Raw genomic sequence first — 22,986 nt, forward strand, 5'->3', positions numbered from 1 at the left:
GATTCAGGAATTGAAGTCCGCAGTCGTGCCAATTTAGCACCATTTGCCGCTTTGGTTCTGTTATCGGTATGCGCCTTCTTGCGGAGAGCGGCGCACGCATCCAGACGGCCTCGTCGAACGTAATAGGTGTATTGCCGCCACGTTCGAGGCCCTTGCCATGCGCCGAGTTGCCTACGTCACCGCTGCAGCTGCCGCCGCTGCAAGCGTTCTGCTGCTATCACTCACGCCTGCTCGAACGATCCGCCCAATCCCAACCCGCGCGCGAGCGAACCGCTCGCCACCGTGCCCGTCGACTTGCCGCGCTACATGGGCCGCTGGTACGTCATCGCGAACATTCCGTATTTCGCCGAACGCGACATGGTGGCGAGCCGCGCCGAATGGACACTGCGCGCGGACGGCAAGATCGACGATTCGTACTACGCCCGCAACAAGCGCTTCGACGCCGAGGAAAAGCACTATCAGTTTCTCGACACGCCCGTGCCCGGCAAGGACGGCGGCGAGTGGAGCGTGCAGCTGTTCTGGCCCATCCGCGTGACGCAACTGACGCTTTACGTCGACCCGGACTATCGCTACACGATCCTCGGCTATCCGGGCAAAAACCTCGGCTGGATTTTTTCGCGCGAGCCGGACATGGGCGAGAACACATATCGCGCCTTGCTTGCGCGGCTCGATGCGATGGGCTATGACACGTCGCGATTCAGACGCGTGCCGCAGCGGCCGGATCAGGTGGGCAAGCCGGGCTTTGCGTCGCCGGGCGGCAAGGATTAGCGGGCGAATCGTACGCATCCGATACCACCGTCGCCGCGTATAACCCGCATTGCCGTCGAATGAGGAAACCATGCCACCACTTGCTGCCGCCGTGATTGCCCTGATCGGACTCATCGCGCTTTTCAGCGCCGTCTGGGCGTGGCAGTTGAGGAGCGAAAACGCCGGCATGGTCGATCCCATCTGGGCGTATTCGCTGGGCCTCGTGGCGGCGCTCTACGCGATGCTCGGCACCGGCGACCCCGTCGCGCGCGCGCTGACCGCGCTGGGCGGTTTGGTCTGGGGCGCGCGGCTCGGCACGCATCTGTGGAAACGCAACGCCGGCAAGCCGGAAGACGCGCGCTATCACCGCTTCCGCGCAGAATGGGGCAACAAAGCGGCAAGCCGGATGTTCTTGTTTTTCCAGTTGCAAGTCGTGATTTCGATGTTGCTGTCGATCGCATTTCTGGTGCCGTCGTACCGCGGCACTGCGCCGGCCGTCGGCTGGATGCTGCTAGCCGTCGTGGTGTGGATCGTCTCCGTGGCCGGCGAAGCGATGGCCGACCGCCAGTTGCGAAACTTCAAGGCCGATCACGCCAATCGCGACGCCGTGTGCCGCGTCGGCTTGTGGCGTTACTCGCGGCATCCGAATTACTTCTTCGAATGCGTGCATTGGCTTGCGTATATCGCGTTGTCGATCGGCACCCCGTGGGGTTGGTTCACGCTGTTGCCGCCGGTGCTGATGGCGTTTCTGTTGCTGAAGCTCTCCGGTATTCCGCTGCTCGAAGAAAGCATGGCAAAACGGCGTCCCGGTTACGTCGACTACATGCGCACCACCAGCGCGCTGATTCCGTGGCCGCCGCGGCATTGAAGACGGCATGGAAGACGCAAGCCGGGCGCAAGCGCGCCTTCGAAAGAGTCCAAAAGAAACGCCAAGGAGTCAGCCTCATGAGTCTTTCCACCACTGACCACACGATGCCGCCGTCGCCCACCGACTCCGCCGATGGCTGGCTCATTCAAAGTTGCGAGCGCGGCTGGCTACCCGACGGCGTGATCCGTTTCGGCATGCGTCGGTTGATGCGTCAGCGCCTGCGCGATGAAGCGGTCGACAACGGCGAGTTGCGCGCGCAACGGTTCAACCGTCTGCTCGACGATCTGCGCGCGAGTCCGATCGCCATCGAAACGCAAGCCGCCAACACGCAGCATTACGAGGTGCCGGCGTCGTTTTTCCACGCGCATCTCGGACCGCGTCTGAAGTATTCATGCTGCCTGTATCCGACCGGTGACGAGACGCTCGCGCAAGCCGAAGCGGCCATGCTCGAACGCTATGCCGAGCGTGCGGAACTCGCCGACGGTCAGCGGATTCTCGATCTCGGCTGCGGCTGGGGTTCACTGTCGTTATGGTTGGCGGCGCGGTATCCGAATTCGCGCGTCGTCGCGCTTTCGAACTCGCATGGGCAGCGCGCGTTCATCGAAGCGCGCGCGGCGCAGGCTGGTTTGCACAACCTTTCGGCGGTGACGGGCAACATCGTCGATTTCGAATTCGACGGGGCGCAACTTGGCGGCGGCTTCGATCGCGTGATGTCGATCGAGATGTTCGAGCATATGAAGAACTACGGCTTGCTGCTCGCGAAAATCGCGCGCTGGATGCGCGCCGACGCGAAGCTGTTCGTGCATCTCTTCGCGCATCGAACGCTGGCCTATCACTTCCAGGTGCAAGACGGCAGCGACTGGATGTCGAAGTACTTTTTCACCGGCGGCACGATGCCGTCGGAGGCGCTGCTGCTCAATTTCCAGGACGACCTGCGCGTGGAGCGGCAGTGGTGGGTGAGCGGCACGCACTACGAGCGCACGGCGAATCATTGGCTCGCCGCGCTCGATGCGGCGCGTGACCGGGTGATGCCGATGCTGATCGACACCTACGGCGCGCGCGATGCGGCAGTGTGGCTGCAACGGTGGCGCATGTTCTATATGGCGGTGGCTGAACTGTTCGGCTACGCGAATGGAAGCGAGTGGGGCGTCGGGCATTATCGGTTCGTGAAGCGTTGAACCGCGGTGGGCCGATCCGCTTAAGTGCTAGGCGTGACGCGATACGCCGGCTGGCTTTCATTGTGTTTTCACGCTTGGCTTACTGCCGAGCGACCGTCTCGCGAGTGCCTCCCGGCGATTTATCGGATCGTCAGGAAACTGCGCAGGCATCCGGGCATCAAACCTTGGTGCACTCTGAGGCAGGGAAGCCCTGTCTGATCGAGTTGCCTCGCAACAGCGGCGCAAATGGACCGCAGCAACGACAATGGGGTTCCGTTCGTCGTTTGCCATTGCCGCAACCGACCCGCCTGGATTTACCGATGACCACCCCAATCCCCTTCGTTCCCGACCGCTTCAGGACCACCGCCGCGCATTACCTGGCGGGCCGTCCACCGTATTCGCCGCAGTTGATCCGCCGCGTCGCGCAGTCCTGCGAACTCGGCGGCTCGCACCGGCTTCTGGACCTCGGCTGCGGGCCGGGGCAACTGTCACTGGCGTTTTCGTCGTGGGTCGGCTCGGGTCTCGCGCTCGACCCCGAACCGGAAATGCTGCGCGTCGCCGCGAGCCTGGGCGCGGGGATTGCGCCGAACATCGAGTATCGCGAGGGGAGTTCTTACGATCTGTCGCCGGCTTTGGGGCGCTTTCGGCTGGCCGTCATCGGGCGGGCGTTTCACTGGATGGACCGGCCCGACACGCTCGCGCGTCTGGATGCGCTGATCGAACCGGAAGGCGCGGTCGCTCTGTTCTCGACCGCGTTCGCCACCGACTCGCCGATGGCCTGGCTTGCGCCGTACCGTGCGTTGCTCGAGGCTTACTCGGAGGGCGACCCGGCGCGCATGCAGCGCAAGGCGGACGGCTGGGAAAGCCACGACGCGGTGCTGGCGAAGTCGCCGTTCCCGATGCTCGAACGCGTGTCGATCGTCGAAACGCGGCGGGTCTCGGTCGAATCGCTGGTGACGCGGCCGCTGTCGATGTCGAGTCTGTCGCGCGAACGGCTCGGCGAGCGGCTGGACGAACTGCTGGCGCGCATCCGGCAACTACTGGATGCGTACGCAACCAACGGCTGGCTCGACGAACGGATCGAGTCGGCCGCGCTGATCGCGCGGCGCGAGGCGGCGCACGGTTAAGGTGCAATGACTTCTCTAAGCCGGCGGCAGCGAAATAATCCGAAAACATAGAGTTAAGCGCCCGGCGGAATAAAGCGGCACACTCGGGCGTTTGCCTATACATCGGCTTGCCTTGATGTGTTACGGCATCGCCGGATTTTCAAACAGCTTTCGCAGCCATGCCGCTGCGGACGGAACAATCATGAACACACACGCCGACTCTTTGACCGATTCGACCGGCACGCCAGTGCCAACGCGCTACACACGCACGGCCATGGTTCTGCACTGGCTGATCGCGCTGCTGATGATCGGCAACGTGGTGCTCGGGCTGAGCGCGGATTCGTTGCCGGACGACTGGGTGCGTCCGGTGGTCGACACCCACAAGTCGATCGGCATCACGGTGCTGGGTCTCGCGCTCATGCGCATCTTGTGGCGTGTGTCGCACAAGCCGCCGCCGTTGCCGCGCGAGTTTCCGTCGTGGGAAAAGATCGCCGCGCACGTCGCGCATTTTCTGCTGTATCTGCTGATGATTGCGCTGCCGCTGTCCGGCTGGCTGCACGATTCCGCATGGAAAGACGCGGCGACGCACCCCATGCATCTGTTCAATCTGTTTCCGTGGCCGCGCATCGGCTATGTGATGAATCTCGATCCGGCGCTGAAGGAGACCTTGCACGACCGCTTCGGCGCCTTGCACACGTGGCTTGGCTACGCGCTCTATGCGCTGCTGGCGATGCATATCGGCGGCGCGTTGAAGCACCAGTGGATCGATCGCAAGTCGGTTCTGAAGCGCATGGTGCCGTGAGCGCCGCATTCACCTATCAACCGCAACATTGACAAACCCGGCAGTCATTTTGAAGAAAACCCTGGAACAGGCTCTCGCTCTCGCTTCGCCGCGCATTGTGCCGCGTCGCACGACACCGTTGAGCACGCTGATTCATCTGAGTGTGGTCGTCTTGTGGCTGCTGCTGTTCGCGCGCGCCTTCTTTCTGCAGGGCGCGCTGGCGTGGTCGACGGGTATCGCCTACGTGGTGTACGACACCTTGCTGCTTGCGTTCGTCACGTGGAAAACGCTGCCGTTGATGCGGCGTGCGCCGCCGCTCGAGCCCGAGTTCGAACGGCGCAGCTTGCCGAGCATGGGCGTGATCGTCGCATCGCATAACGAAGCGACGGTGCTGCCGGTCACGATCGCCGCGCTGCTGCGGCAAACGCACGGGCCGGCGCAAATCGTCATTGCCGACGACGGTTCCACCGACTCCACCCGCGAGTTGCTCACCGGGCGCTTCGGCCTCACCGCGGCCGCAGACGGCGTGCTGAGCGCGCCGAGCGCGCTGTATCCGAATCTGTTCTGGCTGCGTGTGCCGCACGGCGGCAAGGCCCGCGCGCTGAATGCCGCGATCACCGTGATGACCACGGAAACGGTCATGACCGTCGACGCCGACACCTTACTCGACGACGACGCCACCTACGCCATGCGCGCCGCTTTCGCGAGCGAACCGAAGCTGGTCGCCGCGGCCGGCATTCTGGTGCCGGTGTGCGGCAAGTCGGTGTCGGGGCGCGTGTTCCAGTGGTTCCAGACCTACGAGTACATGCGCAACTTCATCGCCCGTTTCGCGTGGATGCGTGCTGATAGTCTGCTGCTGATTTCGGGCGCCTTCGCGTCCTTCAAGCGCGACGCGCTGGTCGACGTGGGCGGCTTCGATCCGCAGTGTCTCGTCGAAGACTACGAGCTGATTCACCGGCTGCGCCGCTATTCGGTCGACCATGGCCTCGACTGGGACGTGCGCGTGGTCGGCGAGGCGCATGCCCGCACCGACGCGCCGGACAATCTCGCCAGTTTTCTGCGTCAACGGCGCCGCTGGTTCGCGGGCTTCCTGCAGACGCAGTACTGGAACCGCGACATGACCGGCAATCCGCGCTACGGCACGCTCGGCATGCTGATGCTGCCGGTCAAGGCGATCGACACCATGCAGCCGATTTACGGCCTGACCGCGTTCGCGCTGCTGCTCGCCTTCGTGTTCGGTGGCCATGGCGCGATCGTCGTGTCGATCTTCAGCGTGATCGGCCTGAAAACGGCGATCGACCTCGCGTTCTATTTGTGGAGTATCCATTTGTACCGGCGCTGGACCGGCGAGCGCGCCGGCACCAGTTTGTGGATGGCGATGCTGGCGGCGGTCGCCGAGCCGTTCACGTTTCAGCTGGTGCGGCACGTGGGCGCCGCGCTCGGCTGGCTGCATTTCCTGCGCGGCGGACGGTCGTGGGGCGTGCAGCGCCGCTCGGGGCTGGTGGCACACGACGAGAGCTGACGCGGCGCGTCGGCTCTTCAGGAGGGCAGTGGGAGCAGGACGGTGCGCTTGCGCGAGCAGGCGCCGCAGTAGGTGGTTGCACGGTCCCCGAACCCATACGGCGTCGGGTTCTAGTAGACTGGCGACGATGCCGCCCGCAATTTGCAGGGCGCAACCTTCTATCCGCCGTGCACGGAGACCCACCTATGCATGCTGTTCCCCCGCTAGAACGAGACACCGTCGATGTAACCGTCGATGCGTCGCCTGCCCAGGCCGCATCGCAGAAACCCGCTCACATGCCGGGCCAGGCCGCCAACGACGCACCGGTGCGCGATCTGCGCCGCGTCGGTATTCACCCTGACTACTGGTATCCGCTGGCGTGGTCGCACGAGGTGAAGCGGGGCAAGACGCATGGTGTGACGTTCGCGGGCGAGCCGATCGTGCTGGCGCGCACGGAGTCCGGCAAGGCGTTCGCGCTGGAGGACCGCTGCGCGCATCGTCAGGTGCCGTTGCATCAGGGCGTGGTGGATGGCGAATCGATCCGCTGCGGCTATCACGGCTGGACTTACGACTGCTCGGGCAAGTGCATCGACGTGCCGTACCTGGGCCGCGACCGTTTGCCGAACGGCGTGCGCTCTTACCCGTGCCGCGAAATCGAAGGCCTGATTTTCGTTTTCCCCGGCGACGCGGCGCTGGCCGAGCAACGGCCGCTACCGGCGTTCGGCTCGGTCTCGGACAAGAAGTACAAGACGCGCCGCTTCGGCCGTCCGGTGAATTGCCACTACTCGTTCATGCACGAGAACCTGATGGACATGAACCATCAGTTTCTGCATCGCAGGCAGATGGGGCAGATGCGGGCGCGTTCGCTCGGCCGGCGGCGTGGCGAGGGCTGGGTCGAAGTCGATTACACATTTGCGCGCATGGCCGGCCAGCAGCCGATCGGCGAAGCGATCGTGTTCGGCCAGAGCCGTAAAACCGGCGGCGACAACGACAAAGACGTGATGACGATCCGCACCGAGTATCCGTATCAGACGCTGCAGATCCGCACGTCCGAGCAGACGCTGGTAATGGATCTGTGGATCGTCTACGTGCCGCTCGATCGCGAGCAGCGCACCAACCGCACGTTCGGGCTGCTGTCGATTCGCAAACCCGGTGTTCCTGGCGTGTTGAATCTCGCGTGGCCGCTGCTGGTGTGGTTCACCGAGCGCATTTTCAAGGAAGACCGGGAGATCGTCGAAGCCGAACAGCGCGCCCACGATTCGCAGGGCGCGGACTGGAATCATGAGGTGTTTCCGGTCATCAACGATCTGCGCGCGTTGCTGCGCGAGAACGGCGCGCCGGATCAGGTGGTGGGTGCCGGCACGGGCGACACGGCTGTGATTCGCTTCTGGGATTCTCGTCACGGCAACCCGTTGGCGAAGAGCTGATTCTCGGGTCGTTTTGACGCCGGGCGCATGATGTGAGTGGCGATCTGCCCGGCATGTCCGCATCAGGAATCCGCACGAAAACTTTCCCCCTCGAGGGGAATTAATCCATCTCCCGACGGTAGGGAATACCGGGCGATCGAGCGGCGATAATGGCAGCTAATGCACGGCGGTTTGCGCTAATCGACATGCGCTAGCCGCGGACCCGTGTACCATTTCGCTTTTTCCGATCTTCAAGAATAGCCCGTGACTACGCAACAAATCCCTACCGCACCCCGCAAATCCCTCACTCTGCTGCAATTGCTGGGCCTCATCGGCGCCGCCGGCCTGATTGCCGCGATCGTGTTGAACCAGTTCGTCTGATCTCCACGCGAAGCCTCTGCGCGACGCTTCCGACCCATGCCGGCACGTCCCTAAGGAAGTTCTTCCTGGGACGCACTGCCGGCTTCATCGAAATTCCGATTTGCCATGTACAAGAAGGGCGTAGCCGTAGAAATCCAGTTTTCTCCTGAGCGGCTCAACGACGGCGCGGGCGATCCCTATTGGATCGATCTGACGCAGGCTGAAGCGCAGAGGCTGCTGGAAAGCTTGCAGGCGCGCCTCGCGGAAACCGGCGTGGGCACGGCCGCGCCGTTGGTGGTCAGCCTCGATGACACGCCGGCGTCGCACGCGGCTGATGCGCCGCACGCGGCGGAGCCTGCCGCTTCGGCGGACGACTTCAAGCAGTGGGTCTGCGTGATCTGCGGCTGGGTCTACGACGAAGCCGCAGGTTTGCCGGAGGAGGGCATCGCGCCGGGCACGCGCTGGGCGGACGTGCCGGCCGACTGGCGCTGCCCGCTTTGCGACGTGGGCAAGGAAGATTTCGCGTTGGTCGAGTTTTAAGCCCGGCCAACGGACAACATACGCCTAAGCTCAGCCCGCTCCTTCCGGATAATCCGCCCCCAGCGTGGTGGCTTCCCACGCATCGAAATCGCCGCGCATGAAGTCCAGCTTCTTGCGCGCCAGTTCGAGCGCGGTTTTGCCGAGCAGCAACCGCAGCGGCGGTGTGTCCGACAGCGCGGCGTCGATAATGGCCTGCGCGGCGCGCACCGGGTCGCCTGCCTGTTTGCCGCTGCGCGCCTCGGTCTGCTTGCGGCGCTCACCGGCCGTGGCAGCATAATCGTCGATTACCGTGGCCGATTGTTTGATCGACGGACCCGCCCAGTTCGTGCGGAACGGTCCCGGTTCGACGATCAACACGTCGATGCCGAGCGGCTTCACCTCCGTCGCCAGCGATTCGGATAGACCCTCCACCGCATATTTGGTGGCGTGGTAATAGCCGGTCGCCGCGAAACTCGTGATACCGCCGATCGACGACACATTGACGATCAAGCCGCTGTGCTGCTCACGCATGATCGGCAAGACCGCCTTCGTGATGTCGACGAGGCCGAACACGTTGGTTTCGAACATGGCGCGGACTTCGTCGTCCTCGCCTTCCTCGATCGCGGCCAGATAACCGTAACCCGCGTTGTTGACGAGCGCGTCGATGCGGCCGAAACGCTGCTTCGCTTGCGTTACGACTTCGTCGATCTGCATGGGGTTGGTCACGTCGAGTGGCAGAACCAGTGCGCGATCGCCATGGGCTTCGGCGATATCTTTCACTTTCGACGCGTCGCGTGCGGTCACCACCGCGCGCCAACCGCGCTCCAGCACCAGCTTCGCCAACTCGCGGCCGAAGCCGGTGGAACAACCTGTGATCAGCCAGACGGGATTGTCTCGATTCATCATTTGGGAAACTCCTGTTGATGGTCTACGACATATAAAAACTCATGCGGCGCGAAGGCGCTGTGCGTCGTTCGCGTCCGCAATCGGTGTGCTGCTGTGTTTAGCTTGAAGCGTGCCCGGATTCTTTCGGTGGAGGTCGGCGATTGCCCGCGCGTTGATTCGCGAACAAAGCGCTCACTGCTGCTTGCGTCCGGTGTGGGATTTCAATTGTAGCCGCAGCGCGGCGGCTTCGCTTTGCAACGCTCGAACGAACGCGCCGGCCAACGGATGACCCGGACGATGCTCCGGCTGAATCACGCTCACGCGAAACGGCAACGACACGGCAAGCGGCCGGATATGCAGATGGCGACCCACGAAATCGAGGGCTGTCAGCGGATTGACGATCGCGAGGCCAAGCCCTTGCCGCACGAAACTGCACACGGAGACGGCAGTGGGCGTCTCGACGATCTGGCGGCGCGCGATTCCCGCTTGCGCGAAGGCCTCGTCGATCTGAATCCGGTACGGATCGTTCGACGACAGGCTGATGAACGGCTGATTGGCGAAATCCTTCAATGCGATTACTCGCTTGCCGAGCAACGGATGCTCGTCGGGCAGCACGCACACTTCATCCACTTCGAGCAACGGCGTCAGACGCGTGCCCGCCGGCGGCGCGCCGTGTTCGGTCAGGCCGAGATCGTAGCGCTGCGCGGTCAGCCATTCCTCGAGAAACGGCGACTCCTGGGTCGCGATCGACAAACTTGCGCCCGGTTGCGCGCCGTGAAAGCGCTTCGCCGCGCCCGGCAGGATCGAATGCGAAAACGCGGGCAACGCGATGACGGAAAGCTGGCCGCCCTGGAATTCGCGCAGGCTCGCGGCGGTGGACGCCACACGTTCGAGTCCGACATACGCGCGCTTGATCTCGTCGAACAAGGTGAGCGCGGACAAGGTGGGACGCAATCGGCCATTCGTGCGCTCGAACAATGCAAAGCCAATGCTCTGTTCCATGCGCGCGAGTTCGCGGCTCACCGTGGGCTGCGAGGTGAACAGCATCTCGGCCGCTTTGGTGACGCTGCCCGCGGTCATCAGCGCGCGGAAGACTTCGATATGCCGATGTGTAAGCGCCATGGTGGGTATATCAGAAGTGAATGGGCATGCCAGGAATTGGTATTTTACTGAATGACGCGTTTTCCGCATCATGTCGCTCATACCAACGCTTCGATATCAAGAGACGGGAACCGTGACGCCATTCAATCCGCAACAACTCGTCGAACTCGCCCACGAGCATGGCACGCCGCTGTGGGTCTACGACGCTGACGTAATCCGCAAACGCATTGCCGAATTGCGCAGCTTCGATGTGATCCGCTATGCGCAGAAAGCGTGTTCGAACCTGCATATCCTCAAACTGATGCGCGAGGAAGGCGCGATGGTCGACGCGGTCTCGTTGGGCGAACTCAAACGCAGTCTCGCGGCAGGCTTCACGCCTGATGGCGATCCCGAAGGCGTCGTGTTCACGGCGGACCTGATCGATCATGCGACGCTCGCCACCGTGATCGAGCATCGCATTACAGTCAATGCGGGCTCGCTCGATATGCTCGAACGGATAGGACGGCATGCGCCCGAAGGTCATCGCGTGTGGCTGCGAATCAATCCGGGGTTCGGTCACGGGCACAGCAACAAGACCAACACGGGCGGCGAGCATAGCAAGCATGGCATCTGGCTCGACGATGTGCCGCACGCGGTCGAGCTGATCCGGCGTTATCGCCTGAAGCTGGTCGGGCTGCACATGCATATCGGTTCGGGCGTCGACTATGGGCATCTGTCGCGCGTCTGCGATGCGATGGTCGAAGCCGTGAAGGGCCTGGGCCACGATATCGACGCGATTTCCGCGGGCGGTGGTTTGTCAGTGCCGTATCGCGAAGGCGAGCCCGATATCGACGTCGCGCACTACTTCCGGCTTTGGGACGCGGCGCGCCGGCAGATCGAAGCGCATGTCGGGCATGGCGTGAGGTTGGAGATCGAACCGGGCCGCTTCCTCGTAGCGCAATCGGGCGTGCTCGTCGCGGAAGTTCACGCGTTGAATCGACGCCCCGCGCAGCAGTTTGCTTTGGTCGATGCTGGATTCAACGATCTCGTACGGCCATCGTTTTACGGGAGTCATCATGAGATGACGGTGCTGAAGCGCGACGGCTCGCCGAGCGAGGCGCCGGTCGATTCGTTCGCGGTGGCCGGGCCGCTGTGCGAAGCCGGCGATGTCTTCACACAAGCCGCAGGCGGCGTCATTACGAACCGCTCAATACCGATGCCCGAAGTGGGCGACTTCATCGTGTTTCACGATGCAGGCGCCTACGGCGCGTCGATGTCCTCGAACTACAACAGCCGGCCGCTTGTGCCCGAGGTGCTGCTCGAGCATGGCAAGCCGCGATTGATCCGCCGGCGGCAAACTCTCGACGAGTTGCTTGCGCTCGAAACTTCGGCCTGATTTCAGCGCCACCTCAATGCCGCGTCAACGCGCCCGCACCGTGCGCGTGTACGAAGCGATCATCGTCGCGAGTTCCTGCGCGGCGGGCGTGAGCGGAATGGCCGCGCGCTGGAGCAGGCAGACGTTCTGTTCGACCGCGCGCTCGCGCACCGGAATGGCGGTGAGCGTGCTCGCAAACGGTCCGCGCTTCACCACGATCGACGCTTCCAGCGACAGGCAATCCGTCGCGCTCACCAGATGCAGCGTTTCGTACAGGCCTTCCACTGTCGCGACGATTTTCGGCGGCGGCAGGCCGTGGCTTTCGAACAGATGGTTCAGGCGGTTGATTTGCGGATCGTCCGTGAGATTCGGCGAACGCGTGGCCACCCACGTGCAATCGACCAGTTCGGCCAGCGTGGTCGCACCAGCTTTCGGATGCCCTTGGCGGCAGACGATCACCGGATCGGACGGATACAGCGGCGTCACCGAGAGATCGGCGGTATCCGTGTGCTTCGATACCAGCGCAACCGCGAAATCCAGCGTGCCTTCGCGAATCCACGAAATCATCATGCGCGAAGTGCCGGTGCGCAGATGCACCGCGACCCGCTCGAAGCGCGTGCGAAATTCCATCAGCACCGGCGCGAACGCGTCGATCAGCGGTTCGGTGGTCATGCCGAAGGTGACCTCGCCGACGTAGTCGCCGCGCAGTTGCTGCACTTCCCGCTCGGCGCGTTCGCATTCGCCGATAATCGCGCCGGCGCGCTGCAGCAGCCGTTGACCCAGGGCAGTCAGCGCAATGCCACGATTCGTGCGGGTGAACAGGGTCGCGCCGAGCATCGATTCGAGATTCTGCAGCTGCTGCGTGATGCCGCTCTGCGCGATGCCTAGCGCCCGCGAGGCCGCGCGGATGCTGCCATGCTCGGCCACGGCGGTGAACGCGCGGAGCTGGGAGATCGTCAACGCCATGAGGGCTGCCGTCCGGTGATCGGTAAAAGTGATCATGATAGTCCGAATGGGACTTCTTTGAGGCGCGGACGCGGCATAGGATAGCTGGGTCGTCATTCGCCCACCCACACTTCGTGCTCCCATGAAAATTCCGTTGATGATCTTGAGCGCCGCGCTGGTTTTCAGCAGTGGCGCGTCTGCCGCTGAGCCCACCACGCTGCGCCTCGGTATCGACCCGAGCTATCCGCCGATGGACGCCAAGGCGCCCGACGGCAGCTTCAAAGGTTTCGACGTCGATCTCGGCAATGAAATCTGCAAGCGCATCCGCGCGCGCTGCCAGTGGGTCGAACTCGAATTTTCGGGGATGATTCCGGCGCTGCAGGCGCGCAAGATCGACGCGATCCTTTCGTCGATGGCGATCACGGAGAAGCGCGAGCAACAGATTCTGTTTTCGTCGAAACTCTTTCAGTTCAAGTCGCGGCTGATCGCGCGCCAAGGTTCGGCGCTCGCGGGCGGCACGAATGCGTTGGCGGGCAAGCAGATCGGCGTGCAGTCGGGCACGCAGTTCGAGGGCTATGCGCTGAAGAACTGGGCGCCGCTCGGCGCGCATGTGGTGGCGTACAAGAGTCAGGACGAAGTGTTCGCCGACTTGCAGAACGGGCGACTGGACGGCGCGTTGCTCGGTTCGGTGGAAGCGGACATCGGTTTCTTGCGTACGCCGGCGGGCAAGGGCTTTGCGTTCGTCGGCGAACCGCTTTCGATGGGCGATCGCGGCGTGGGCATTGGCTTGCGCAAGGACGAGACCGCGGTGCAGGCTTCCATCAACGCGGCGATCGCCTCGATGCTCAAGGACGGCACGTACGCGCAGATCGCGAAGAAGTACTTCGACTTCGATCCGTACGGCAATTGATTCTTCGACTTCCGACTTCTCTTCTACAGACCCCCGCTCATGAACAGGCAATCGATTCCGCTTCTCTCGCCGGCTATCGGCACGCACCGCCAACTGGTGTCGTTTCATTTCGGCCCGGCGAATAGCGGGCAGAAGATTTATATCCAGTCGTCGCTGCATGCCGATGAAACGCCCGCGATGCTGACGACGGTGTTGTTGAAGCGTCGTTTGCTCGAACTGGAAAAGCAAGGCGCGCTGAACGCGGAAATCGTGCTGGTGCCCGTGGCGAATCCGGTCGGGCTCGGGCAATACGTGCTCGGGCAGTTTCTTGGCCGCTTCGATCTGGGCAGCGGGAAGAACTTCAATCGCCACTTCCTGCAGTTCTCGAAGCTGGTCGCGCACGCTAAAGAAACGCTGGGTTCCAATGCAGCCGAGAACGTGCGGCTAGTGCGAAAGTTGATTGCCGAGGAACTGGCCGATCAGAAACCGTTGACCGAGTTCGAATCGCTGCAACTGGCGTTGCTGCAACTCTCGTTCGATGCGGATGTGATTATCGATCTCCACTGTTCGCTTGAAGCGGCCATGCATCTCTACACCAGCGAGGCGGCGTGGCAGGAGTTCGAGCCGTTGTCGCGCTATCTCGGCGCACAAGCGTCGCTACTGGCCACCAATTCAGGCGGCGAATCGTTCGATGAAACGCATAGTCTTTTGTGGTGGAAATTGCAGCAGGAGTTGCCGGCCGATAAGCCGGTGCCCAACGGTGTGATCGCCGTGACCGTGGAATGCCGCGGGCAGCGCGACGTGTCCTATGAAGTCGCTCAGGAAGATGCCGACGCGCTTGTCGATTATCTGGTATGGCGCAAGGCGATCAAGCTCGATGCCAAGCCTTTGCCGGAGCTACTGTCGCCTGCCACGCCGCTCGCCGGCAGCGAGCAGTTCTATGCGCCCGTAAGCGGGATTCTGATTCATCGCGCGAAGATCGGCGATACGATTCGCGTCGGCCAGGCGCTGTTCGATATCGTCGATCCGCTGACCGACGAGACCACGACGATCGCCAGCAAAACCGAAGGTGTGCTTTACATGCGGCGCGCGATTCGCTTCGTGACGGCCGGCGCGCCGCTCGGGCGTGTGACGGGTACGCGGGCTTTCAGGACTGGGGTTTTGCTGGGTGCCTGATGCTTTTCTTTCTACAGGCGCGCGCTGTCATTCAGGCCGCGCCTACTGCTTCCTTCCCACCAGATACGTCACACCATTCGGACCAAAGCGCTCCGCATGCGGCTTGTTCGCCGGCAAGTGGAAGACGTCGCCGACGCGATACGCCCGCACTTCGTCGTCCATGCGTATGCTCATTTCGCCTTCCAGGATCAGGGCCTTGGCTTCGAATGGATGCTCGTGAATTTCCATCTCGACGTTGGCCTCGCGCGTGACAACCACGGCGTCAGGGAAGCCTTCTTTCGTCAGGCTTTCGATGAATGCGTTACGGTCCATGATGTGCCCATCAGCAGGAAGTGGCGAAGACTGAATGTAACGCTATCCGCCATTTCGTGCAGGACGTCTTGCGCGACACAACCTGCGCTGAGCTACGGTCAAGCGCGCCGCCGAGGCGGCCGCCTGACCGAAGCCCTTTACCTTCACCGGCCTTTAGTTCACCACCAACACCGGCGCAACCGCCGCTGGATCGCTAATGCTCGGCCGCCCATTCTCGACGTGACCCGCAAGACGGCGCGAGAAGCTGGCGTCGTCATGACTCGTCACCGTCAAGTCGTACCAGTGATGGCTCGACGCCAGCACCCACGCTTCTTCGATATGCGCGCCGGCCGGCACCAGCACCGGACGCGGGCGCGCGCCGTACGCGTTGTCCGTCACCGTCAGACGCGCAATGCCGCTGCCCTTGTTGCTGAACTTCAGGAACACGTTGCCGTTCGCGGCGTCGTATTGCACCTTCACTTCCGGTTCCGCCGGTTTGTTGTTGCCGCGGCCGGCGGCGATCTGCGCGTTCTGCGCCGTCGACTGCTGCGTGTTGCCCGCAAACTTGCGCACGAAGCCATTCGGGCCGAACACTTCGAAGGTGTACACGCCGTTGGTCATCGTCAGATCGAACGTCTCATTGATCGACTTGCCCGCTTCGACGGTGTAACGCCACGGACCGTCCGTGCGATTCGTCGCGTACATATAGAAGTGCGCGCCTTGATCGCCGGTGTTGCCGATCGAGATCTCGAACGTGTTCTTCTTCTCGTTGGCCTGGCCATTCACATGCAACTCGTACGGCAACGCGCGCGCGAAACGAATACCGCTTTCCTGCGGATCGATAGCGCCCGGCGTCGCGGGCACGGTCGGCTTCGGCTGCGTTGCGCACTGATTGTCGGCGATGCTCTTGTAGTTGCTCGTGTCCGGCAGCGGCGGCACTTTCGAGTCCGGCGTGCGGAAGTCGAAGGCCGTGGTCAAGTCGCCGCACACCGCGCGGCGCCATGCCGTGATGTTCGGCTCATACACGCCAAAGCGCGCTTCGATGAAGCGAATTACCGACGTGTGGTCGAACACCTGCGAGCAGACAAAACCGCCTTTGCTCCAAGGCGACACGATCGTCATCGGCACGCGCGGGCCGAGGCCGTACGGCAGGCCGTCGGCGGTGTAGCTGCCGCCGCGCTGCGGATTCACCACGTTGTGAATTTCGCCTTCGGTGCTGACCGTCGACTTGCCTTGCGCGCCGGTCGTCGCCGGTTGCGGCGGCACGAGGTGATCGAAGAAGCCGTCGTTCTCGTCGTACATGATGAACAACACGGTCTTGCTCCACACCTCGGGATTCGACGTCAACGCATCGAGAATCTGCGAGGTGTACTCCGCGCCGTATGCGGGCGTATAGCTCGGGTGTTCCGAGTACGCGGCCGGCGGGCACAACCACGACACTTGCGGCAGCTTGTTGGCCAGCACGTCGGCCTTCAGGTCGTCGATGGTGCGCACGGTTTGCGCGCGCTCATACAACGGCGAACCCGGCTGCGCGTTGATGAAATTCGTGAAGTTCTGCAGGATGTTGGTGCCGTAGTTGCCGTTCAACGGATCGGCGCCGGTCAGCCCCTGCTGGTACACCTGCCACGAAATGCCCGCGGATTGCAGACGCTCCGGGTACGTGGTCCACGAGAGCAACTGATAATTCGGCGGACCGTCGCCGTCGACGAAATCGTTGTTGTCGAGCAGCGGTCCACCCAGCGTGCCGCTCGGATCGACCATGCCGGTCATCAGATACGAGCGGTTCGGGTGCGTCGGTCCCGGCAGCGAGCAGAAGTACGCGTCGCAGATGGTGAACGCATCGGCCAGCGCGTAGTGGAACGGAATGTCGCTGCGCAGGTGATAGCCCATCGTCATGTCGGTCTTGTTAGCGGGCCACTGGTCGTAGCGGCCGCCGTCGATCGCGGCATGGGTCTTGTACCAGGAGTGATCCAGATCGCCGACGCATTGCGCGCTGGTGGTCGCCGTGTTCAGATGGAACGGCAGAACCGGCTGGGTCGGATCTTCCTTCGACGGTTGATACCACACCGGCTTGCCGTTCGGCAGCGGAATCGGGAACCGGTCGTTGTAGCCACGCACGCCGCGCATATGGCCGAAGTAGTGGTCGAACGAGCGGTTCTCCTGCATGAATACGACGATGTGCTCGACATCGCGGATCGTGCCAGTGCGCGAAAACGCGGGAACGGCGAGCGCGTTGCGAATCGACTCGGGCAGCGCGGTCAGCGCGGCAGCAGCGCCGGCGGATGAAGCCACGGTCTGCAGGAAACGGCGACGGCTAGTTGATGTCATCGAATATCACCTTCTGCGGGGGGAAGAATAGCGCGCCACGCGCGCCGGTGGAATTAGGTCAGTTGCTGCTGGCGCTGTCGCCGGGTGCGTAATGCATGACAGGCGCGACTTGCTGGTTGTCCGCGGCGAGACTGGCTTGCATGTTCTGCGTGATTGGATCGGAGGCCGCTGCCGGGTCTGCCGCGAGCGTTGAGGATGCGTTGAGGATTGGCGTTGCGGGCGCTGCCGCCGCATTCGGCGCGGCGTCGTTGTTCGCAGCGGCCGGCGTTGTCGATGCCGCCGACGGCGCGGAATCATCCGCACCGCAACCGCTCAACGCTAAAGTTGCAAGTGCAACCAAAACGGCACTTGCGACGCGTTTGTCTTGTCCCATGTCTACATCCAGTTTCGTGAAAGCGGATGCAGTGTCTAATCCTTTCAAGAAATAATTGTGAAACGTTTGCGAGTGGTAAAACTTGCGTTGATAAGTCGGTTTTTCGAAAGAAAGTGGAAAGTGATAAGTAGGAGAATGGTCACCGCGGCGCCTTATGCCTGACATTCAGGCGCGCTGAAAAATGGACGGCTTTGCTCAACCGATATGTTCATGACACACATCGAACAACCCTTCGACATCACGCGCCTCGAAGACGAATGGCTGGAAGCAGACGGCTTTGGCGGTTTCGCGTCGGGCACCGTGGGCACGCTGCGCACGCGCCGCTATCACGCGCTGCTGCTCACCGCGACGCGCGCGCCAGGCGGGCGCGTGGTGCTGGTCAACGGCGTGGAGGCGTGGCTCGAAGCGAACGGCGAGCGTTATCCATTGAGCATGCAGCGGTACGTGCCCGACTTGATTTATCCGGACCTGACAGCGAGTCTTGCCGCGTTCGATACGAAGCCATGGCCAACGTGGCGTTTTCAGATCGCTGCGCAACTAGTGGTGACCGCTGATGTATTCGTCAGCAAGACGACGCGCGAAACTGTTTTGCGCTGGCGCCTGGACGGGGGTGCTGGAGTTCCTTCTCAAGCGAGCACGCTGACATTGAAAGTCAGGCCGCTGCTGTCGGGCCGCGACTATCATGCGCTGCACCATGAGAACGCCGCGTTCAACTTCAACGCGCAGACGAGCGACGACCAGGCCAGCGTAAATTGGCAACCCTACGGCGACCTGCCGGTAATCCACGCCGCGACTAATGGCGTCTACACGCACGCGCCCGATTGGTATCGCAACTTCTGCTATGTTCGCGAGCGGGAACGCGGCCTCGACTTCAGCGAGGATCTCGCCACGCCCGGCGTGTTCAGCTTCAATCTCGCCGATGGCGAAGCGGTGATGATTCTCAGCGCTTCAGGCGCCACGAGCGGAACGCAACCGGCGAACGCAAGAGCGGCAGCCATCCACGCAGCAGAACTCGCGCGCATCGAACAACAACGCCGCGACGCGCTCGGCTCACGCCTGCAGCGCTCCGCCGACGCCTACGTCGTGACGCGCAACGAAGGCCGCACGATCCTCGCGGGTTTTCCGTGGTTCACCGACTGGGGGCGCGACACGTTCATCGCGATGCGTGGCTTGCTGATCGCATCGGGCCGGCTCGACGACGCGGAAGCGATCCTGCTCGAATGGTCGAGTACGTTGTCGCAAGGCATGCTGCCGAATCGCTTTCCCGACTATGGCGACACGCCGGAATACAACTCCGTCGACGCATCGTTGTGGTTCATCGTCGCCGTCCACGACTATCTGGCGACCCATCACGCGAGCGCTGCAACGCAGCAGCGGCTGCAAGAGGCCAGCGAATCCATCCTCACGGGCTACACGAAAGGCACGCGCTTCAACATCCAGGCCTCAGCCGACGATGGCCTGCTGAGCGCCGGCGTACCCGGCGTGCAACTCACGTGGATGGATGCGAAAGTCGGCGACTGGGTGGTGACGCCGCGCATCGGCAAGCCGGTCGAGGTGCAAGCACTTTGGATCAACGCATTGCGCATTGCAGCAACGTGGAATCCGCGGTGGCAGCCGGCCGCTGAGCGAGCGTTGCAAGCGTTTCATGAACGCTTCGTCGATCCGTCCACGCAAGCGCTTTTCGACAACGTGGACGTCGACCACGTCAAAGGCGCGATAGATCGCGCGATCCGGCCCAACCAGATCTTTGCCGTAGGCGGCCTGCCGTTTCCGTTGCTGGAGGGCGCACCGGCGCGCGCGGTGCTCGATCAGGTGGAAGCGCAGTTGCTCACGCCGCTGGGACTGCGGACGCTCGCGCCGTCCGATCCTGCCTATCGCGGACACTACAACGGGTCTCCACTCGAGCGCGATGGCGCCTATCATCAAGGAACCGTGTGGCCGTGGCTGCTCGGCCCGTTCGTCGAAGCGTGGCTGCGAGTCCACGGCGGCGCGGCGGATGCCCGTATGCAGGCGAAAACGCGTTTTCTCGACCCGCTCTACGCGCATCTCGACCACGCCGGTCTCGACCATCTCTCCGAAATCGCCGACGGCGATGCGCCGCACGCACTCGCCGGCACGCCGTTTCAGGCGTGGTCGCTGGGAGAGTTGCTGCGCATTGAACACCTGCTCGCCGGGTTGGCGACCGCGGGTGCCTAAACCGCGCTACGATGTGTGTCCCACCGCCAAGCCCGATGCAAGGATGTAGTCATGCCACCGCTGCGCGCTGCCAATCTGCTCGCCACCATTGAAGGTTCACGGCTGCATTCGGCCGACTGTGCGCATTGGCAGCGCTGGGGGCCGTATCTCAGCGAGCGTCAATGGGGTACCGTGCGCGAGGATTACAGCCCGGACGGCACCGCCTGGGACTATTTTCCGCACGACCATGCGCGCAGCCGCGCGTATCGCTGGGGTGAGGACGGCATTGCCGGTTTCGGCGACGACAAGCTGAGCTGGTGCGTCTCGCTCGCGCTATGGAACCGCAAGGACGCGATCCTGAAGGAGCGTCTGTTCGGCGTCACGAATGCGCAGGGCAATCATGGCGAGGACGTGAAGGAGCTGTACTTCTACGTCGACGGCACGCCGACGCATTCGTACATGCGCATGCTCTACAAGTATCCGCAAGCCGCCTTTCCGTACGACGACCTCGTTCAGGAAAACGCGCGCCGTGGCGGCGACATGCCGGAGTACGAAATTCTCGACACGGGCGTGTTCGACGATTTGCGCTACTTCGACGTGCAGGTGGAATACGCCAAACACGCGCCGGACGACATTCTCATGCGCGTGACGATCGAGAATCGCGGCGATCAGGCGGCCTCGCTGGATGTGCTGCCGCAAATCTGGGCGCGCAATTCATGGTCGTGGAAGGAGAGCAAGGACAAGCCCTCGCTCGTCGCCGGCACGGACCACAATGGCGAGGTGCATGTGGTCGGGCATCAGCATGGCCATGAGCCGATTGTCGTTACTGCCTGGTCGAAAGACGCACCGCAGCTGACGTGGCTCTTCTGCGAGAACGACACCAACGTCAAGCGCCTCTTCAACATGGACGGCGCGGGCCCGTTCAAAGACGGCTTCAACGATTACCTCGTGCACGGCGATGAACAGGCGATTCGCCGCGACGCGGGCACCAAGGCCGGCGCGCATGCGGCGATCGAGCTCGAACCATATGGACGCGCCGTGGTGTACATGCGCTGGCGTCCGCAGTCGAGTCCCGACGACGTGCAGCTCGATGCCGATGCGATCTTCGCGCACCGCATCGCCGAGGCCGACGAATTCTATGGTGCGCTGCAACACGAGATCACCGACCCCGATGCGCGGCTCGTGCAGCGCCAGGCACTCGCCGGCATGCTGTGGTCGAAGCAGTACTACCAATACGACGTGCAGCGCTGGCTCGACGGCGATCCGCTTCAGCCGACCCCGCCCGCCGGCCGCAAACGCGGCCGCAATATGGACTGGCGGCATCTGTGCAATGCGGACATCGTGTCGATGCCCGATAAGTGGGAATACCCGTGGTACGCGTCGTGGGACCTGGCGTTTCATGCGGCTGCATTCGCGCTGATCGACCCGGCGTTCGCGAAACGGCAGTTGCTACTGCTGGTAAAGGACCGCTATCAGCATCCGAACGGTCAGATCCCCGCCTATGAATGGGCGCTCGGCGACGCCAATCCGCCTGTGCATGCGTGGGCCGCGTGGCGCGTGTATGAAATCGACCGCGCGCTCACCGGCAAGGCGGATCGCGATTTTCTGGAACTCGTGTTCCATAAGCTGTTGCTGAATTTCACATGGTGGGTGAACCGCAAGGACGCCGACGGCCACAATATTTTCCAGGGCGGTTTTCTCGGGCTAGATAACGTCGGGATATTCGACCGTTCATCGCCGCTGCCAACCGGCGGCCACATCGATCAGTCCGACGGTACGGCGTGGATGGCCGCGTACGCGCTCGACCTGATGCGTATCGCGCTGGAACTCGCGTACGCCAATCACGTGTTCGTCGACATCGGCGTGAAGTTCTTCGAGCACTTTCTGTATATCGCCGAGGCCGTGAGTTGCGACGACGGCTGCGAAACGGGCCTGTGGGACAACGAGGACGAGTTCTTCTACGACAAGCTGCACCTGCCGGACGGCAGCAGCATTCCCATGCGGTTGCGCTCGATCGTGGGTCTGATTCCGCTATTTGCGGTGCACGTGCTCGAAGAGCGTCTGCATGGCGGCTTGCCGTGTTTGCGCGAACGGCTTGTCTGGTTCCTCGAACATCGTCCCGATCTGGCGAAGCTGGTTTCGCGCTGGAACGAGCCGGGCAAGGGCAATGCGCTGCTGCTCTCGCTATTGCGTGGGCATCGCATGAAAGCGTTGTTGCGCCGCGCGCTCGACGAAAGCGAATTTCTTTCCGATCATGGCGTGCGGGCACTGTCGCGGTACCACCGCGATCATCCGTTCGTGTTCAATCACAATGGCGATAGTTTTACCGTGAAGTATTTGCCGGCCGAATCCGATACGCGTGTGTTCGGCGGCAATTCGAACTGGCGCGGTCCGGTGTGGATGCCGGTGAACTATTTGTTGATCGAGTCGCTATACGAATTTCACCGCTATTACGGTGAGGATTTCAAAGTCGAGTATCCGACCGGCTCGGGCGAGAAGTTCTCGCTGAGCCACATCGCCGACGAACTGGCGCGCCGCTGCACTACGCTGTTTCTTAAGAACAAGGACGGCGAGCGTCCGGTCATGGGTGCTTATCCGCTGTTGCAGGCCGACCCGCGTTCGCGCGATCTGATCCTGTTCCATGAGTATTTCCATGGCGATAGCGGACGCGGCGTGGGCGCTTCGCATCAGACCGGCTGGACCGGGCTGGTTGCGTTGCTGTTGCAGCCGCGCGCGATGAGCGCGTCGGGCAATGTGCCGCTGGCGGGCGAACCGGATCAGGCGCCGATTCCGACTTCACCTTCGGCGCAAGCCACAGCGCCCGCGCGCCCGGCGGAGCCTGCGTCTGTACCCGAGCCGGCGCACGCATCGGCGAAGTAGTGCGCGGCGGCGCAAGCGAGTGAGGTTGCACAAGCCATGCAACGTCGCATAGTGACCAGGTTGCGTGGCTGTTTTTGAACTGTGTGGGTTCAAGCGTGGTCTTTCATGTACCACCACGTCCGTTCCATTGGTTTCCAAAAGTGA

At 62.7% G+C, this 22,986-nt stretch carries 19 protein-coding genes; 13 read left to right on the forward strand and 6 right to left on the reverse strand.

Annotated features, from left to right (window positions below):
* Window positions 1–216 precede the first annotated feature (216 nt).
* The 8 genes from ACQKRQ_RS28750 (at window position 217) to ACQKRQ_RS28785 (ending at window position 8,466) form a co-directional block, all read left to right on the forward strand.
* The gene (locus ACQKRQ_RS28750) at window positions 217–768 is read left to right on the forward strand and encodes a lipocalin family protein (protein WP_427481172.1); all 552 of its coding nucleotides are present in this window, start codon (window positions 217–219) and stop codon (window positions 766–768) included.
* Window positions 769–838: 70 nt separating this feature from the next.
* Entirely contained in the window at window positions 839–1,615 is a 777-nt protein-coding gene (locus ACQKRQ_RS28755; RefSeq protein ID WP_427481039.1) for a DUF1295 domain-containing protein, read from the forward strand.
* A 77-nt stretch (window positions 1,616–1,692) separates the two neighbouring features.
* On the forward strand, window positions 1,693–2,793 hold the full coding sequence (locus ACQKRQ_RS28760) for an SAM-dependent methyltransferase (RefSeq protein WP_427481040.1): 1,101 nt from the start codon (window positions 1,693–1,695) through the stop codon (window positions 2,791–2,793).
* Between the two features lie 299 nt (window positions 2,794–3,092).
* Window positions 3,093–3,899 (forward strand): class I SAM-dependent methyltransferase, encoded by an 807-nt coding sequence (locus tag ACQKRQ_RS28765; protein ID WP_408313554.1) that lies wholly within the window; start codon window positions 3,093–3,095, stop codon window positions 3,897–3,899.
* Between the two features lie 181 nt (window positions 3,900–4,080).
* A complete protein-coding gene (locus ACQKRQ_RS28770; RefSeq protein WP_132379221.1) occupies window positions 4,081–4,680 on the forward strand; it encodes a cytochrome b in 600 nt (199 codons plus the stop codon).
* A gap of 49 nt (window positions 4,681–4,729) precedes the next feature.
* Complete coding sequence (locus ACQKRQ_RS28775) at window positions 4,730–6,181, forward strand: glycosyltransferase family 2 protein (protein WP_132379219.1); 1,452 nt, start codon at window positions 4,730–4,732, stop codon at window positions 6,179–6,181.
* A gap of 185 nt (window positions 6,182–6,366) precedes the next feature.
* The gene (locus ACQKRQ_RS28780) at window positions 6,367–7,587 is read left to right on the forward strand and encodes a Rieske 2Fe-2S domain-containing protein (protein WP_408177540.1); all 1,221 of its coding nucleotides are present in this window, start codon (window positions 6,367–6,369) and stop codon (window positions 7,585–7,587) included.
* A 465-nt stretch (window positions 7,588–8,052) separates the two neighbouring features.
* A complete protein-coding gene (locus ACQKRQ_RS28785) occupies window positions 8,053–8,466 on the forward strand; it encodes a rubredoxin (protein WP_408286179.1) in 414 nt (137 codons plus the stop codon).
* A gap of 30 nt (window positions 8,467–8,496) precedes the next feature.
* Here the strand turns inward: ACQKRQ_RS28785 and ACQKRQ_RS28790 are convergent, their stop codons facing one another.
* Together ACQKRQ_RS28790 and ACQKRQ_RS28795 are read right to left on the reverse strand one after the other, a co-directional pair.
* Window positions 8,497–9,351 (reverse strand): oxidoreductase, encoded by an 855-nt coding sequence (locus ACQKRQ_RS28790; protein WP_427481041.1) that lies wholly within the window; start codon window positions 9,349–9,351, stop codon window positions 8,497–8,499.
* A 171-nt stretch (window positions 9,352–9,522) separates the two neighbouring features.
* Window positions 9,523–10,452 (reverse strand): LysR family transcriptional regulator, encoded by a 930-nt coding sequence (locus ACQKRQ_RS28795; RefSeq protein ID WP_427481042.1) that lies wholly within the window; start codon window positions 10,450–10,452, stop codon window positions 9,523–9,525.
* Between the two features lie 70 nt (window positions 10,453–10,522).
* On the opposite strand from ACQKRQ_RS28795, the gene lysA reads away from it, so the two are divergent.
* Window positions 10,523–11,806, forward strand: coding sequence for a diaminopimelate decarboxylase (gene lysA / locus ACQKRQ_RS28800; RefSeq protein WP_427481043.1), 1,284 nt, complete (start codon window positions 10,523–10,525; stop codon window positions 11,804–11,806).
* A 24-nt stretch (window positions 11,807–11,830) separates the two neighbouring features.
* Here lysA and ACQKRQ_RS28805 read toward each other — a convergent pair whose 3' ends face one another.
* Window positions 11,831–12,751: a LysR substrate-binding domain-containing protein gene (locus ACQKRQ_RS28805; RefSeq protein ID WP_427481173.1), complete on the reverse strand. Its 921-nt coding sequence runs from the start codon at window positions 12,749–12,751 to the stop codon at window positions 11,831–11,833.
* Between the two features lie 121 nt (window positions 12,752–12,872).
* Between ACQKRQ_RS28805 and ACQKRQ_RS28810 the strand changes: the two genes are divergently transcribed.
* Together ACQKRQ_RS28810 and ACQKRQ_RS28815 are read left to right on the forward strand one after the other, a co-directional pair.
* Window positions 12,873–13,640, forward strand: a complete 768-nt coding sequence (locus ACQKRQ_RS28810) for a transporter substrate-binding domain-containing protein (RefSeq protein WP_427481044.1) — start codon at window positions 12,873–12,875, stop codon at window positions 13,638–13,640.
* Between the two features lie 39 nt (window positions 13,641–13,679).
* Window positions 13,680–14,795, forward strand: a complete 1,116-nt coding sequence (locus ACQKRQ_RS28815; RefSeq protein ID WP_427481045.1) for a succinylglutamate desuccinylase/aspartoacylase family protein — start codon at window positions 13,680–13,682, stop codon at window positions 14,793–14,795.
* 42 nt (window positions 14,796–14,837) lie between these two features.
* Here the strand turns inward: ACQKRQ_RS28815 and ACQKRQ_RS28820 are convergent, their stop codons facing one another.
* The 3 genes from ACQKRQ_RS28820 to ACQKRQ_RS28830 all read right to left on the reverse strand — a co-directional run bounded on the left by ACQKRQ_RS28820 (window position 14,838) and on the right by ACQKRQ_RS28830 (window position 17,952).
* Window positions 14,838–15,107 carry a cupin domain-containing protein gene (locus ACQKRQ_RS28820; protein WP_132379200.1) on the reverse strand — a complete coding sequence of 90 codons (270 nt, stop codon included), beginning with the start codon at window positions 15,105–15,107 and terminating at the stop codon, window positions 14,838–14,840.
* Between the two features lie 153 nt (window positions 15,108–15,260).
* Window positions 15,261–17,414 (reverse strand): phosphocholine-specific phospholipase C, encoded by a 2,154-nt coding sequence (locus tag ACQKRQ_RS28825; protein ID WP_132379198.1) that lies wholly within the window; start codon window positions 17,412–17,414, stop codon window positions 15,261–15,263.
* A 58-nt stretch (window positions 17,415–17,472) separates the two neighbouring features.
* Window positions 17,473–17,952 carry a hypothetical protein gene (locus ACQKRQ_RS28830; protein ID WP_427481046.1) on the reverse strand — a complete coding sequence of 160 codons (480 nt, stop codon included), beginning with the start codon at window positions 17,950–17,952 and terminating at the stop codon, window positions 17,473–17,475.
* 45 nt (window positions 17,953–17,997) lie between these two features.
* Between ACQKRQ_RS28830 and ACQKRQ_RS28835 the strand changes: the two genes are divergently transcribed.
* Window positions 17,998–19,983: an amylo-alpha-1,6-glucosidase gene (locus tag ACQKRQ_RS28835; RefSeq protein WP_427481047.1), complete on the forward strand. Its 1,986-nt coding sequence runs from the start codon at window positions 17,998–18,000 to the stop codon at window positions 19,981–19,983.
* 51 nt (window positions 19,984–20,034) lie between these two features.
* On the forward strand, window positions 20,035–22,842 hold the full coding sequence (locus ACQKRQ_RS28840; protein WP_427481048.1) for an MGH1-like glycoside hydrolase domain-containing protein: 2,808 nt from the start codon (window positions 20,035–20,037) through the stop codon (window positions 22,840–22,842).
* Window positions 22,843–22,986 lie beyond the last annotated feature (144 nt).

Origin of the sequence: Paraburkholderia sp. NPDC080076 (assembly GCF_050281145.1) — a bacterium.
Taxonomy (GTDB): domain Bacteria; phylum Pseudomonadota; class Gammaproteobacteria; order Burkholderiales; family Burkholderiaceae; genus Paraburkholderia.

Coding starts and splice junctions, on each gene's coding strand:
- ACQKRQ_RS28755 (WP_427481039.1), top strand. CDS start 839: ATGCCACCACTTGCTGCCGCCGTGATTGCCCTGATCGGACTCATCGCG.
- ACQKRQ_RS28760 (WP_427481040.1), top strand. CDS start 1,693: ATGAGTCTTTCCACCACTGACCACACGATGCCGCCGTCGCCCACCGAC.
- ACQKRQ_RS28765 (WP_408313554.1), top strand. CDS start 3,093: ATGACCACCCCAATCCCCTTCGTTCCCGACCGCTTCAGGACCACCGCC.
- ACQKRQ_RS28770 (WP_132379221.1), top strand. CDS start 4,081: ATGAACACACACGCCGACTCTTTGACCGATTCGACCGGCACGCCAGTG.
- ACQKRQ_RS28780 (WP_408177540.1), top strand. CDS start 6,367: ATGCATGCTGTTCCCCCGCTAGAACGAGACACCGTCGATGTAACCGTC.
- ACQKRQ_RS28785 (WP_408286179.1), top strand. CDS start 8,053: ATGTACAAGAAGGGCGTAGCCGTAGAAATCCAGTTTTCTCCTGAGCGG.
- ACQKRQ_RS28790 (WP_427481041.1), bottom strand. CDS start 9,351: ATGATGAATCGAGACAATCCCGTCTGGCTGATCACAGGTTGTTCCACC.
- ACQKRQ_RS28795 (WP_427481042.1), bottom strand. CDS start 10,452: ATGGCGCTTACACATCGGCATATCGAAGTCTTCCGCGCGCTGATGACC.
- lysA (WP_427481043.1), top strand. CDS start 10,523: ATGTCGCTCATACCAACGCTTCGATATCAAGAGACGGGAACCGTGACG.
- ACQKRQ_RS28805 (WP_427481173.1), bottom strand. CDS start 12,751: ATGGCGTTGACGATCTCCCAGCTCCGCGCGTTCACCGCCGTGGCCGAG.
- ACQKRQ_RS28810 (WP_427481044.1), top strand. CDS start 12,873: ATGAAAATTCCGTTGATGATCTTGAGCGCCGCGCTGGTTTTCAGCAGT.
- ACQKRQ_RS28815 (WP_427481045.1), top strand. CDS start 13,680: ATGAACAGGCAATCGATTCCGCTTCTCTCGCCGGCTATCGGCACGCAC.
- ACQKRQ_RS28820 (WP_132379200.1), bottom strand. CDS start 15,107: ATGGACCGTAACGCATTCATCGAAAGCCTGACGAAAGAAGGCTTCCCT.
- ACQKRQ_RS28825 (WP_132379198.1), bottom strand. CDS start 17,414: ATGACATCAACTAGCCGTCGCCGTTTCCTGCAGACCGTGGCTTCATCC.
- ACQKRQ_RS28830 (WP_427481046.1), bottom strand. CDS start 17,952: ATGTCAGGCATAAGGCGCCGCGGTGACCATTCTCCTACTTATCACTTT.
- ACQKRQ_RS28835 (WP_427481047.1), top strand. CDS start 17,998: ATGACACACATCGAACAACCCTTCGACATCACGCGCCTCGAAGACGAA.
- ACQKRQ_RS28840 (WP_427481048.1), top strand. CDS start 20,035: ATGCCACCGCTGCGCGCTGCCAATCTGCTCGCCACCATTGAAGGTTCA.